Below are 14,489 nucleotides of genomic sequence, written 5' to 3'. Positions count from 1 at the left end.
GTCGTTTTTTCTAGCCATTTCAGTTTTCAAGTCTACCAAAGGGCGGATACCTGTGGAAAATAGTATCTACTTGCATCTGTGTTAAGTTTTGCTGCTAAGTCATGTATTTCCACACCAACAGCCCTAAAAACAGTACTTAAGTACTATTTTTTTTGTATATTTCTCACCCATGTATTAAATGATTTGTCCGTGGAGTTATTCCCCAGAAATTTGTAGCAACACATTTCTTTTACGGGGGCCATCTAAATCGAAAAACAATACAGATTGCCAAGTTCCTAAAGCTAATTTTCCCTCTATTACGGGGACAACTTCGCTAGTTGTTAACATCATTGCCATCAAATGAGAATGAGCATTCATTGGTTCATCTTCTGGCACAACTCTTAAATGTAAATCATTGTGCAGGTAACGTTCTGATTCAGGTGCTATTTTTCGCAAGAATACTTTTATATCTTCTAATAATCTCACTTCATCTTCATTAATAGCTAAAGCTGTAGTTGTATGTTGTGAAAATACTAAAATTTGCCCATTTTGAATGGCAGTAGTAGCTAAAAAATCCTTGAGATAGTTTGTGATGTTGTAAATATTAATTCCTGGTTCTGTTTCTATTTCGATGATTTTATTGAATATGGACATAACAAACTTAATATTAAATACCCAATTTATTGGCAAAAAATCAAAAATCAGTAGTGCAAATTTATCATGACTGAAAAATTAGCAAATCATAGTAGCTTTAATTTTATTCAAAGCACTAATACCAAATTAATATGAAGCTGCCTCAAATAAATGATGTAGAGACGTTGCATGCAACGTCTCTACAGTACAGAATAAAGTGCATCTATGGCTACGCTAGGCAAGCTACATCAAGAAACGGTATAAGCTGTAATATCAAAGTCTTATTGATTCTGACTGCTGATTGATGGATTCTAAAAATTATTATCTCATTTTTCTGGATATAAAATTGTTTTCAATCCTTGTACTAACCTTTCAATACCTTCTTGGACTGTATCTTTTTGCAACGCACCGTAAGCAACCCGCAGATAACAACCACTTTCCATGCCAAAAGTTGTACCGGGAATTACAGCCACTTTATATTCTTGAATTAGTTGTTTGACTAGTGTAAAAGCATCTATTTGAGTGTGCACTTTCAGGAAAACATAGAAAGCACCATCGGCGGGAGTAATAGTACATAAGCCTTGGAGTTGGTTGAGGTAGTCGAATACTATTTTCCTCACTTGAGCGATCGCCTGAATATGATCTTGTAAATATTCTGGTTTTGCTTGCAATGCTCCCAAAGCTGCATACTGAGAAACCACAGGCGGACAAATCAAAATCGTATCTTGGACTTTTTTAATGGCGACAAGCAGATGTTTGGGAATCACCATATAGCCAATTCGCCAACTGGCAAACCCGTAAGCTTTAGAAAGACTATAAAGGGAAATTGTATACTCACTACTCCCAGCAAATGAGGCTGGAGAAACGTGCTTTACACCATCGTAAGTAAAGTATTCATAAGCCTCATCACTAATGTGATAGATGCCACAATTAGCGCAAATTTGGTTTACATTACGTAATAAATCTTCACAATAGACAACACCTGTCGGATTATTGGGGGAGATTGTGACCACCGCGCGGGTTTTTGGGGTAATAGCTTGAGCGATCGCCTCTGGACGCAGTTGGTAATTTTCATCGGTTTCCACCAACACTGCACGACAACCAGCCATTGCGATCGCCATTTCGTGGTTGAAGTAGTAAGGCGTATTGAGAATAATTTCATCACCAGGAGAAGTAATCGCCAAAATAGCGTTCATAAACGCCATATTGCTTCCCGCCGTCACCACAATACAGTTATCTGTCGTGATTTCCATCTTGTTGAACGTAGACAATTTGTCTGTCAACGCATTCAACAAAGGAGGAATACCCTCCACAGCTTTATATAAATTATTAGCAGGGTCAGCCAAAAATTTCGGCAAAAGCTCAATAGCTTCTGGTGGCGGACTATAAGAAACCACACCCTGTCCCAAAGAAATAGTCCCTGGCGAATTTTGAATTAATTCCCCAACCACAGGAATAATCGGCGACTGTACCGCCTGCATCCGAGAAGTGAAGTTAGTCATTAGTCATTAGTCAGTAGTCAACGGTCAACAGTCAACAGCCTCCACACTGTTTCCCCGTTCCCAAGTTATCACCTCCACTCCCCCTGCATCGTAAAAGCCGCCCAATAATAAGGTGCAGCATATTTTTAATTGTGTCACGTTTCTAACTGTGCAGCTCTTGACACTCCCACATCTTGAAGGTGGCGGAGCTACCAAGTTGGTAAGGCAGTCCAATATTCTCTATCAGATTCTGGAAGTCCGGGGTTTTAAACCTAATTGTTCGATAACTAACTTTTGATTCTTGTCAATGAAGAAACGATCTGCTTATGGCGTTTGTGTCCTATTAGCCACTGTTGACACACTTCGGTTACGAGTTGTTTTTCTTCTTCGGAAAAAACTTCCTCAGATTTCCCAGAAGCTAAAATGCTCGCCACTCTTGCCGCTTTTTCATATCTCACACCGTACTTGACTAACTGGGTGTGAAATAGCTTCTCCTTTTCTTCCTGTGACATAAAAAATTTGCCTTGCATGAGCATGAAGACTCTAAAGAGCTGATTTTGTAGATTTAGGTAGAAAGAGGCTAATCATTTGATTTTTACAAAAGTTAATATTCTTTAACTTCTCTCAAAAGATATATGAGTACATATACTTAAGGTTTTCTTTAGAATTGGCATTTTGAAAAATCAACTTAACCTGGTGGAGTAACTTCCTCGAAAGGACGAATAATTGCTGGTGCTGGTGTGACTTCTGGCTGAAAGATAGCCTGTAAAGCTTGTTCCAAGGTCTGTGCCATGACAATACGGTTTTCGTAAGCTACGACTACCCGCACGAGAGTTGGTAAGCTATTTTGTGTTGCTTCCAGGTAAATTGGCTCCACATATAACAGAGATTGTTCGATGGGAATTACTAACAAATTCCCCTGAATTGCCCTCGAACCCTGACGATTCCATAAGGAAATTTGCTGGGAAATTACTGGGTCTTGGTTAATACGTGCTTCTATTTGCTCTGGCCCGAATACAAGCCGTTCCTTAGGAAAGTTATACAGTAACAATTTACCGTAGTTCTCACCATCAGATCGCGCGGCTAACCAAGCAATTAAGTTAGTCCGTTGTTTGGGGGTATAAGGTAGCAGGAGAAGAAATTCTTCAAAGGGGACGGTAGGTAAACTAGTAATCAAATAATAAGGTTCTACTGGACGGCTTTCACTGCCATAAATTTCATTGGGGATTTGCCATTGGTCTTCTCGGTTGTAAAATACTTGGGTGTCAGTCATGTGATAGGTCATTAACCGCTCTGATTGGATGCCAAAGTAATCTAATGGATAGCGGATATGGCTGCGGAGAGTAACTGGCATATCACTCAATGGCTGAAACATCTGGGGAAATATAGCTGACCAAGTAGCAATGATGGGATCTGTCGCATCTGCAATGTAAAATTTTACACTGCCGTTGTAAGCATCAATAACTACTTTGACAGAGTTACGAATGTAATTTATGCCATTATTATCGGGGTCTGAGTAGGGATAGCGATCGCTCGTCGTGTAAGCATCGACAATCCAATACAAGTAATTATTCTGCCCTGGAAATGCTGGACTACCATCAGCCGCAACTAAATAGGGGTCACTATCAAATTTTAAAAAAGGTGCGATCGCCTGAATTCTCTGCTTGACATCCCGGCGAAATAATACCTTTGTCTCTGGTAAAAAGTCCTGCGTAAACAACATTTGCCAATCTTTTAAATACATGGCAAATAGTCCCCGTCGCCAACCATTGCCTATAATGACACCACCCAAACCATCATAAGCATTGTACGCATTATCACTACCACTGGGATAGTCTAACTCCCTCACCTTTGTACCAGTCATTACATAAGTATTGGTAATTTCACCGTAATAAAGTCGGGGTTGCCCAATAGGAATGCTGTCACGAACTGCTTCACTGGAAGTAGAAAGTGCGCCTTCGTTACTTCCAGCAATATCTTTGACAAAATATTCTGGTAGTCCACCAGGCCCAGCCGTATTGACCGGACTCATGGTAAACCCGTAACCGTGAGTATAAATTAAATGCTGGTTGATCCATGTTTGCGCCTGCTCTGGGACTGCACTGTAATCTAGTTCCCTGGGTGCAATTAATACCTGTCGTCGTTCTGTTGGTGCTGGCAACTGGTTAGGGTTTACTGGTCTATTTGCGGCTGCTTCCGCTTCTAAGGTGTAGCGGTCGATATCTGCGTCAGGGAAGCGATAGTAAGGGCGGAATTGTTGCAGTTGGCGGTTAGTTTCTAACAGTGGTCGCTTATCCCACAGACGAATGTTACGAATCGTCAAATCATTAGCTTGGATAGCGGCTGTAGTTAAATTTCCTTGGGGGTTAAAAGTTCTAGCATCAATTGTTTCTAAACTAAATGCTTGCCTAGTCAAGGCAATTGTACGTTGAATGTATGGTTGTTCCCGTTGTAATTCGTTAGGTTGAACAATCAAATACTGGACTACTGTAGGTAAAACAGACCCAGCCGCTACGACCACAAACAAATAAACACCCAATCCGTAAAAGACAAATTGGCGATACTGAGATTTAGCGCGCCAGAAAATTGTCCGCCACAACAGGTAAAATGCGATCGCTAATCCCAGAACACACAAGATGTTATAAATGGGTAACTGTACGACCACATCCGTGTAACTAGCGCCATAACTCACCCCGCGAGGCGAATAAACCAACTCATAACGACTCAGCCAATAACTGAAAGCCACCATCAACATTAATAAGCCAGCCATACCGTAGAGATGGCGTTGCTGTTGGGGTGAAAAACCAGGGAAAATTCCTTGACTGAGACTGTCAGCTGAGAGGAGATAGGTAAGAGTTACAGCAATAAAGCCATACAAAAACATCCCCATTAACCACAGTTCTAGCAATTCCCACAATGGCAGGGAAAATATATAAAAGCTGATATCTTTCCCAAATAAAGGGTCAGTGCTGTTGAAGGGTGTAGGGGAGAAATACTGTAAAACCTTAGCCCAGTTGTGAAAAAGAATTGTCCCAAACACAACACTGAGAATAACAGCGATCGCCCTGAGGAAAAATTGTGAGTAAATAAGAATAGCGATCGCTACGCCGACAATGAGACCCAGATATAAAACTTGGGAAAAAACCTGCCTGCCCAGTTCCCAGATAGTTTCTAAACGAAATGGAGTAATTATCGGTAAACTATTCTTGTTAAAAGCTGGATACCAGTAAGCAAGAGCTATTTTTCCATAGTGAACTAAAATTAACCCTGCCAATAAGCTGAAGACCACAGTCAAGGGTAGCAGCCAACGCAATCTGAAAGGTTTTAAGTGGCCAGCATCATGAATTTTAGGCGCATTTAACAGAGAATATTGAGGACTGAGAAAGTTTTTCAGACCCACACTCAACTCTGCTTCTTCTCGCCTAACCTCCGCAATCTTCAAAGACCGGGGATACTTTAGCCGTTGCGCCAAAGTTAAATTTCCCCACAGATAGACAGCAGTTACACCCACAGCAACCACCCATAAAGCCCCACGACTCGCCAGCCGCAGGAGAAATACTTGCAGATAGCCAACCTCTTGAAACCAAAAAATCTCTGCCCCCAAGCGGGAACTCAAATCCAAGAGTAGCCAAAGTCCTACAAAGACTATTGAGAGTCGAAAGCACCATTTCCAAAACATTCTTGGGCAGCTAAATTAAATACTCTGGGCATAGGTAATCAGGACTTTTTCCTTTACCTTCCTCTTTATTATGAATTTCCCTGGTAATTATGCTGCTGGCTTAAATTAATCTTTAGCTTATACTGGCTTAGGCAGGAGGGGGTAGGAGAAAACTATTGACTATAAAGGTTTGCAGTTGAGTCCAAGGTGTACACACATCTTTGTGCTGGGTACAAAATGTGGTTTGATCCCCCCTAGCCCACGCCAGTCGCTCCACTTGGGGAGACCCCAAGACCGCGCTGGCTCCCCTTAAAAAAGGGGGAACAAGAATCAAAGTCCCCCTTAAAAAGGGGGATTTAGGGGGATCAAAACGTTATGGGGCAAGGTTGATCAGACTTGTGTATACACAGTAGCCTTGTAGGAGAGAGGTTTGGAGAGAGGTCAAAGTATATTGCATACAAACGACAACTGACAACTGACCAATGACCATTAACTATGCTTAGTAGCGTTGACCGTTTATTATTTGTGCGACGAGTCCCGATTTTTAAAGAATTGCGGGATGACTTTATTGTGCGGCTAACCTCAGTAATGCACGAATTGCAATTTCCCGCCAATCATACAATTTTTAGACAAGGGGAAGAGGGGCGATCGCTATATATTATTGTGTCTGGTAGAGTCAAAGTTCATATTGGCGATAAACAACTAGCAGAAGTAGACCAGGGAAAATACTTTGGGGAAATGGCAGTATTTGACACTCAACCCCGTTCCGCCTCTGTAACGACCATAGAACCTTGCGAATTTTTGGAATTAACCCAAGAGCAACTATATGATGCCATTGAAGAGACTCCCGAAATCGCCGTAAATATTATTCGTGAACTATCTCGTCTGATTCGCGGACTGAACGAAAACGTTAATATGTCTAAATTTAGTTCTTGAAGAGAAACATTGCAAAAGTAGAAAGCCAAATTCCTCAACTCAATGTGAATATGAAAATATTACAGTCAAGAAAAATAGTGTGGTGGACATTTCATGCTATTGTCTGACTTGTTTTATTTATAGGAAATTTCATATAAAATGGATGATGAGGATATTACAGAAATTCCTTTACGGCCTCTCGTTTGGATGGGAGACTCTCTCAAAAATATCCGATCATTTCCTGAAGAGGTGCGTGCATCAGTAGGTTATGCTCTGCAATTGGTGCAAGCAGGGGAAACACCAATGGATGCCAAGCCTTTTAAAGGGGTTGGAAGTGGCGTGTATGAAATCGTCAAACGATACGACACCGATACTTACAGAGCAGTCTACGCAGTAAAGATTGGGGAGAAAATTTATGTCCTGCACGCTTTTCAAAAGAAATCAAAGCAGGGGATTAAAACTCCACTAGCTGATGTTGATCTGATCAAACAACGCTATAAAGACGCAGTAGCAAGAGAGAAGCAAGAATGACACAGGAACCAGTTTTTGAAGAAAGCAGTGGTAACGTATTCGCTGACCTCGGTTTGTCGAATGCTTCGGAACTTTTTACGCGGGGCAAAATAGGGATTCAGGTACTCCGCCTCTTGAAACAACGCAATCTGAAACAGCGTGAAATCAGTGAAATTCTTAGTATTCCCCAGTCAGAAGTATCTCATCTAATGAAAGGAGAATTTCAACGGTTTAGCGAGGGCAAACTCCTAATTTTCCTCAAGCGACTCGATACGGAAATCACCTTACATCTTCGCCCTCGTCATGCACCAGACCAAGCTGCTGAAATCGTGATATCCCTATAGTCTTTGTTCAAATCAAAAAAAGATACCACAGAGCTCAAAAGCTTGTGGCTAGTCTAGAAATTGAAATTATATTACGAATACCAATTCGCCAAAGCCTCAGGTAGCATTGGAAATTACGAATTGGTACACTATCTTACCGCCTGGGAGTATTTAAACCACGACGCTCAAGCAATTGACGTACTTCTGGGCTAGGACTGTAGTTGTAGCCGTAAGAAGAGTTTTGAGAGTCATCCATAACCTGAGGTGTCAGAAGTACAATTACCTCTCTACGCTCATTGGTTCTGTTGGTTTTTCTAAATAGTGAACCAATCAACGGAAGATCACCTAAGATAGGAAGCTTGGATACAGTTGATCTATCTGATTCTTGAATAATGCCACTGAGAATTAATGTTTGACCATCTCGCAGACGGATTAAACCAGATTGAAGACTTCTAGCTGATAACAAGGTAATCTGACCATCACTAGTTTGTGTTGAACCACCAGGCGCAGAGACGGTTGGTGCAACGGACAGAGAAACAAAACCATTATCATCAATACGCTCAACTTTCACATTAAGGCTTAGACCAGCTTCTTTGATAATAGGTTTTTTGGTAGAGGAAGATTGAGTATTTGATCCTGTGGATGAACTTTGCCCTGACTCTTCAAACCCTCCAAACACTTCTGTAGTTAGTTTTACTACAGCCTGTTGACCTTCCTGTACAATCAAAGTCGGATCAGTCAAAACTTTGGCGTTGCCATTTTGTACCTGAGCCTGCAAACTAGCGAGAAGACGTTTAGGGAATTGGTATATAGTTGGTAAAGATGTAGTGGCTGTACCAAGGGTACCTTGTGTGATGGTTGTTGTACCATCCGCATTCCTTGTAATGATGTTATCAGTTGCCGGAGTAATATCAGAGAAACCTGGTTGTAGGGGGTTTGTATTACTAGGAGCAATCGGTTGATAAAAAGAGCCACTTCCAGGATTTGCAACTCTAGTAATGTTGCCGTTTGCGTCTACTACTACTGTACCTGGAGTAGTTCCTGGAATAGAAACGCTACTGTTGGGGTTAAGAAAAGGCGTTCCTGTAATAGGATTTTCAATAGTCGGTGTACCAGTCAAACTGTTTGCAACTTCGGAACTAGTCGCTGGTCTAGAACCACCAAAATTTAGAGTTGCTGCACCGCCATCACTTGTGAAGTAGTTGTTACCAAGTCCAAAAGAAAAACTCGCGTTTGTGTCTTGAAGATTTAAAAGGTTGACATCAACAATTTTGACGTTTACTACCACTTGACGACGACGGATATCCAGTTGAGTTAGTTGAGCTATTGCCATCTCTATTTGCTTGGGTGGTCCAATCAAAGTCACAGAATTAGTACGCTCATCCCCTAATGCTTGTAAACCTCTTAATAAAGGCTTGGAATCTTGAAAATCAACTCTTTGAGTCTCTATTCTGCTTTCTGTAGTAGTTTGAGTTTGTGTGACTGCGGCATTAGCTGCACCGCCTACAGGTACAGCATTAACACTAGTAACCAGTCGTTCACGGCTAATGGCACTTTCAGCCCCCAAGCCAACCAAGAAATTTAAAGCAACCCCTACAGTTACCTGATTAAGCCGCAGGTTACGCATCACCACATCACGAGTAGAGTTAGGTAATTTCGGCCCAACAAAAATCGTTCTATTGCTCCGGTTAGCTTCTAAACCACTCAGACGCAAGACATAGTTAAACACATCTTGCACTGGCTCATTTTCTATATCTAGTGAAATTGTTTGAGAAATGGCTTGACCTCCAGCCCCAGGTGTCCCACCAGCTCCATCACTTATATAAGCTAAGTTTAGATTGGCAGCACGAGCCAGTAATGATAAAACTTCCCTAACTGGTGCATCCCGCAACACCAGACGAGGCACACGTTCCTGAGTACCTAAATCTATCGTACTGGGCGAAGCATCAGTCGCAGAAATGGCAATATCCCCAACAGGAGGGGCAACGGCTCTAGGTAAGAACGGCGGCGCTTGGCTTAGTGGTTGACCAGGGCCAGCAGGCTGGGCTGGTTTGCCATCAATTGTTACTACTGGATTAGGTACAAGCACATTGGGGACGGCTCCTGTTTGTGCTGGGGTAGCAGCTGGCGGTGTTGTAGATACAGGTGGTCTGGGGGTGACTGGCGCTGATGCTGTGGTGCCTGATGATGGCGTTAAGCTGAGGGTGATGCCATCTTGTTGACGGGTGACAGGTTGGCTAACTGGTGCATCAGTATCACCAGTCACGATGACGCGGATACTATTAGCATCTAGTTGCACCACCTCAACGGAGGCAATTCCCGCCGCAGGTTTATCTTGGCGAAAGTTATTACCTTGTGGAAGCCGTAGTTGCGTATTAATAACATCTGCAACTAAAGCTTTACCTCTTTTTGTTGTAAAAACTTGTGGACGAGAACCGGCAGAAGTTTTTAAAACAACGCTAAGTCCACCATTGCCTGGATTTAGCTTGACTTCTGTAATTTGTGTGGTTTGCGCCCACACAGGCTGTGCTGCCAAAAATACAAAAGCAGCAGCACCTAAAACTAATCCATTACCATGAACGTGTTTCACAGTTCATTCCTCACCTAATAAAGTCTTGTAACTAAAAATATCGAAGTAAAAACTGCTGAGTAGAGAGTATTGAATAAGATTTCTCCCCCTGCTCCCTGCCCCCTGCTCCCTGCCCCTCTACTTCTTGGGCGGAGCCTGAGCAGCCGCAGCCTCTTCAGGACTTAAGGGCATTAATGCTTGCAGTTGAAAAGATGTGGTAATTGGTGCTGGGCCTAACCTGCGTGTGGGTTTGCCTGACCTATCAGTAGCCTGTACATTAGCTAATGTTGATTGATAGTCTTTAACTATTAATAAAGGCTGTAAACGTTCTATATTACGAATAATCGATTGTGTTTGTTCATAAGTGCCGATAATTTCGACATTAACGCTAGAGCGTTTCAGTTTACCGTCAACTGCTGTTCCTAGCGACCCATCATTAACAGGCTCTGGTTTTTGGATAGCTGGCACAAATTTTTGTAGTTTAGCTCTCACCGCATTGAGAGGAGTTTTAGCGTTGCCGGCTTCTACTAAGCGATTTAGATCCAGCAGCATGGTATCTAAGGTTTTTTCATCAGCAAATAAAGCTAGAACCTGTTGTCTTTGCTGTTGAGCTTGGGCTAGTTCTTCTGTGATTTTGCCCTTTTGTTTAACAGTGGTTTTCTTTTGCAATACTTGACCTTCTAATTCGGCACTTTGAGTTTGCTTCTGCTGATAGGTATCCCAAGCTGGCATAACCATATTCAGGAGCATATACAAAGCACCAGCTAGACCCACTACACCTACGAGAATGCCAATGATTTTAGGTGTGAAACTAATACCAAAGACAACGGGATAATTTGATGCGGCCGCTTCTACATCAGCAGCCTGTTCGGCAAAATTTAAATCTTCGCTCAGCGTCATCTTGTAATGACTCCTGTTTGTTGCATAGCTCGAATCCGAGTCACCAGTCCGACAGTGCCTTTTTGTTCTAACTCCCGAATTAATTCAGAGGCTGGAACATCACTGAGGCTGGATTGAATAGTGTATTTAACTACTTGGGGTGGTTTAATTCCCGCACTGTTGCTACCACCAGTTTGTACTGGTGCATCTACTAGGCTGGCTGTGATAATTTTGCTGTCAGCAGACTTCAAAAAACGGGATTGCTGTAAGAGTAATAAGAAGTCATTGACATCGTTAAAGGAACGAGCCAAGCCAGTAATTTCTATCCCACCGGCTGGATTACCAGCAGGCTGTCCTGCGGCTGGGGGTGTAGGTGGTGTTTGTCTAACGGTTTCAATCTGCACACTTGCGGGAATGCGATCGCGCAAATCTTCTAACATTGCTGACCAAGGACGAATCTGGTCAAACACCATCACCAAACTTTGGGTGTCGGCTTTGACAGCGCCAGTCTGTTCCTTGATTTTGGTAATGCTGGCGATTTCTGCATCCAGCTTCTTACTTTCTTCATCCAGTAGGGCGATCGCCTGCTCTAATTCCGCAGTTTTCGCCTGTAAAAATAACAACCCACCACCGACAAATATCGGAAAACAAAGACCTACGCCAACGCCCAAATACATGGGTAATAAGCTCCCAGATGGCAATTTAATACCCGGTTTTTTCTCGGACTTGTTATTTGACTGGTAAGCTGGGCGGTCTTTGAGAAAATTAATATCTAATCCATACATTCTCTTATACCAATTCTCCAAAACAGGGACACAGACTGAAAACCGGAAATCCTCATCAAACCCGACTTTTCTATAGGAATCCGATCTAATTTTGAATTGGTATCATACCTCCCTCATTCCTAAACCAAGGACTATTCCTAAGCCAGAACGTTGTGTAGAGGGATATTTTTCTTCATCAACTTGCAAGGACAAAGACCCTATAGGATCGATTTGACTGGTAGGAATACTTAAACGCTGAGTAAAAAACTCATGAAGTTGTTCTAGTCCGCCACCAGGCCCACCCAATAAAATCTGGGCTATTTCTACGTTTTCACTCTGATTTAAGTAAAAATCAATAGAACGGCGTAGCTCATCTGTTAGTTCTCCCAGGATTCGCAATACGCCAGCAATACCGGGGTCGGTTTCCGTCATTCCCGTTTTATCGCTCTCTACGGAATTTACAGGAATCACCAATCCCTGTAACATTTCCATATCTCTGGAAGTGGGCAAACTCATAGCTCTAGCAAATGCCATTTGCATTTGATAAGTGCCAATGGGGACAGTACGGGAAAATTGTGGTACGCCATTAATGATGATCGCAATTTCTGTACTGTCGAACTCTATATCAACTAGTACCGTTGCTTCTTCTGGCCCAAATTGCCGCAGTTGATCACGAATTGTCCGAATTAGTGCAAAACTGTTAATTTCTAAAACACCAATTTGTAAGCCTGCCTGCTCAAAAGTACTAATATATGTATCTGTCACCTCCTTGCGGGTAGCAACTAACAGCACCCGTACTTTTTCAATGCCATCCTCATCCACAAAGTACCCAAGTTTCTGATAATCTACATCAGCTTCTTCACGAGGATAGGGTAAATACAACCCGGCTTCGTGATTTAACACCATATCCCGTAATTCTTTGTCATCCAACTCTGATGGTACGGGTATGATGCGGACAATGGAATCTCGTCCGGGTACACCAGTAGCCACACGAGATACTTTTTTGATTTTGCTTTCAGCCAGCGCCTGCTGAATTAATTGCGCCATCGCTGGAGGATCGGTGATTTGACCATCAGTGACAATCCCCTCCGGAACTGGAACTGATGTTAAAGATTCAAGTTTCAAGCCTTGGCGCTGCTTGCGTATTTGAACTACATTCACCCGTTCTGGTGCAATTTCTACACCCACCCCTCTATGAGATTTGCCAAACAGACTACTGAAACTTTTCACCACATTTATGCCCGCCAAACTGCTAAAGTGAAAATTTAAAATTGACTTAAGTGGTCATTAGTTATGAGTTTTTTGAGTATATATATTGCTTTAGGGCTAATGCCTAAGTTGATATGGTTTACTAATGACTAATGACTAAAGACTAATGACTCCGCAACGCGGTTTTATTTAGCCTATAATCTCGACAATTCTGCATAAGCTTTTGTCCCTGATCAAGCGTAAAAATACTGGTAAGATGATTCAATTGCAAAAATTAAAAAAATTTATTGCTTGTGCAATGCTGGGTTTAATCACCAGTTGGATGGTCAGTTGCAGCACAGGAAACGTTAATACAAATACACAGCAAACTGCTTCGGGAACAGCAAATATTGAGTTTTGGACTATGCAACTCCAACCTCAATTTAATAACTACTTCCAAAGTCTGATTGCGAATTTTGAAACCCAAAATCCGGGTATAAAGGTGAACTGGGTAGATGTACCCTGGGCGGCAATGGAGAACAAAATTTTAACAGCTGTCTCCGCGAAAACGCCACCTGATGTTGTTAACCTCAATCCAGATTTTGCTTCTCAACTAGCAGGACGAAATGCCTGGTTAGATTTGAATACAAAAGTCCCGCAGGAAGCACGTTCCTCCTATCTTCCGAACATTTGGAAAGCCAGTACTCTGAATGGCAAAAGTTTTGGCGTTCCTTGGTACCTCACAACGAGGCTAACCATTTATAACACTGATTTATTAAAACAGGCAGGTATCAGTAAACCACCTGCTACTTACGCAGAATTAGCACAAGCGGCGCAACAAATTAAAGATAAGACAGGGAAATACGCGTTTTTTGTGACGTTTGTACCGCAAGATTCCGGTGAAGTCTTACAGTCTTTTGTACAGATGGGAGCAACCCTAGTAGATACTGAAGGCAAAGCTGCTTTTAATTCACCCCAAGGAAAAGCCGCGTTTCAGTATTGGGTAGACCTTTACAAAAAAGGCTTATTACCAAAAGAAGCACTAACTCAAGGACATCGCCACGCAATTGATTTATATCAATCTGGAGAAACGGCCTTTCTAGCTTCTGGGCCTGAATTTCTGAAAACGATCGCCACCAACGCCCCAAAAATTGCTCAAGCTTCGGCGATCGCTCCCCAACTCACTGGCGATACAGGTAAGAAAAATGTAGCTGTGATGAATATCGTCGTTCCCCGCGATACAAAACAACCAGATGCGGCGGTGAAATTTGCTTTATTTGTCACCAATGACGAAAATCAATTAGCTTTTGCTAAAGCTGCAAATGTTTTACCATCCACAACTAAAGCACTAGCTGATAGTTATTTTAAAGATATTCCGGCTGATGCTTCCACAGTAGAAAAAGCGCGAGTTGTCAGCGCGCAGCAATTACAACAAGCAGAAATTCTCACCCCGGCTTTAAAGGATATTAAGAAGCTACAAAAGGCGATTTATGACAACTTACAAGCTGCAATGTTAGGGGAAAAAACGGTAGATAAAGCTGTAGAGGATGCGTCGCAGGAGTGGAATAATCGTTAGGGATTAGATGAATA

General features: G+C 42.3%; 12 protein-coding genes. 4 read left to right on the top strand and 8 right to left on the bottom strand.

The genetic code is table 11. The features are described from left to right. Window positions 1-195: 195 nt before the first annotated feature. From GSQ19_RS24395 to GSQ19_RS24380, 4 genes are all read right to left on the bottom strand, one after another. Window positions 196-633 (bottom strand): secondary thiamine-phosphate synthase enzyme YjbQ, encoded by a 438-nt coding sequence (locus GSQ19_RS24395; protein ID WP_011320398.1) that lies wholly within the window; start codon window positions 631-633, stop codon window positions 196-198. Between the two features lie 305 nt (window positions 634-938). Beyond that, complete coding sequence (locus tag GSQ19_RS24390) at window positions 939-2,114, bottom strand: pyridoxal phosphate-dependent aminotransferase (RefSeq protein ID WP_011320397.1); 1,176 nt, start codon at window positions 2,112-2,114, stop codon at window positions 939-941. 266 nt (window positions 2,115-2,380) lie between these two features. Beyond that, window positions 2,381-2,605 (bottom strand): hypothetical protein, encoded by a 225-nt coding sequence (locus tag GSQ19_RS24385; protein ID WP_041456916.1) that lies wholly within the window; start codon window positions 2,603-2,605, stop codon window positions 2,381-2,383. Window positions 2,606-2,781: 176 nt separating this feature from the next. Next, a complete protein-coding gene (locus GSQ19_RS24380; RefSeq protein WP_011320395.1) occupies window positions 2,782-5,772 on the bottom strand; it encodes a UPF0182 family protein in 2,991 nt (996 codons plus the stop codon). Between the two features lie 474 nt (window positions 5,773-6,246). Here GSQ19_RS24380 and GSQ19_RS24375 point away from each other — a divergent pair, with 474 nt between their 5' ends. From GSQ19_RS24375 to GSQ19_RS24365, 3 genes are all read left to right on the top strand, one after another. After that, a complete protein-coding gene (locus GSQ19_RS24375; protein ID WP_010995209.1) occupies window positions 6,247-6,687 on the top strand; it encodes a cyclic nucleotide-binding domain-containing protein in 441 nt (146 codons plus the stop codon). Window positions 6,688-6,825: 138 nt separating this feature from the next. Continuing rightward, window positions 6,826-7,197, top strand: a complete 372-nt coding sequence (locus tag GSQ19_RS24370; RefSeq protein WP_010995208.1) for a type II toxin-antitoxin system RelE/ParE family toxin — start codon at window positions 6,826-6,828, stop codon at window positions 7,195-7,197. Continuing rightward, complete coding sequence (locus tag GSQ19_RS24365; protein ID WP_011320394.1) at window positions 7,194-7,520, top strand: helix-turn-helix domain-containing protein; 327 nt, start codon at window positions 7,194-7,196, stop codon at window positions 7,518-7,520. The genes GSQ19_RS24370 and GSQ19_RS24365 overlap by 4 nt, the downstream gene beginning before the upstream one ends. Window positions 7,521-7,653: 133 nt before the next feature. On the opposite strand, the gene GSQ19_RS24360 is transcribed toward GSQ19_RS24365, so the two are convergent. From GSQ19_RS24360 to pilM, 4 genes are all read right to left on the bottom strand, one after another. Continuing rightward, window positions 7,654-10,089: a type IV pilus secretin family protein gene (locus GSQ19_RS24360; protein ID WP_011320393.1), complete on the bottom strand. Its 2,436-nt coding sequence runs from the start codon at window positions 10,087-10,089 to the stop codon at window positions 7,654-7,656. Between the two features lie 117 nt (window positions 10,090-10,206). Further along, window positions 10,207-10,968 carry a pilus assembly protein PilO gene (locus GSQ19_RS24355; RefSeq protein ID WP_011320392.1) on the bottom strand — a complete coding sequence of 254 codons (762 nt, stop codon included), beginning with the start codon at window positions 10,966-10,968 and terminating at the stop codon, window positions 10,207-10,209. Then, a complete protein-coding gene (locus GSQ19_RS24350; protein ID WP_011320391.1) occupies window positions 10,965-11,732 on the bottom strand; it encodes a PilN domain-containing protein in 768 nt (255 codons plus the stop codon). The genes GSQ19_RS24355 and GSQ19_RS24350 overlap by 4 nt, the downstream gene beginning before the upstream one ends. Window positions 11,733-11,834: 102 nt before the next feature. Next, window positions 11,835-12,944, bottom strand: coding sequence for a type IV pilus assembly protein PilM (gene pilM, locus GSQ19_RS24345; RefSeq protein WP_011320390.1), 1,110 nt, complete (start codon window positions 12,942-12,944; stop codon window positions 11,835-11,837). 232 nt (window positions 12,945-13,176) lie between these two features. On the opposite strand from pilM, the gene GSQ19_RS24340 reads away from it, so the two are divergent. After that, a complete protein-coding gene (locus tag GSQ19_RS24340) occupies window positions 13,177-14,475 on the top strand; it encodes an ABC transporter substrate-binding protein (protein WP_011320389.1) in 1,299 nt (432 codons plus the stop codon). The last annotated feature ends 14 nt before the right edge of the window (window positions 14,476-14,489 follow it).

The organism is Trichormus variabilis 0441 (assembly GCF_009856605.1).
Taxonomy (GTDB): domain Bacteria; phylum Cyanobacteriota; class Cyanobacteriia; order Cyanobacteriales; family Nostocaceae; genus Trichormus; species Trichormus variabilis.
Note: the sequence above shows the minus strand (reverse complement) of the source record. Positions and strands in the feature narration are given on the sequence as shown.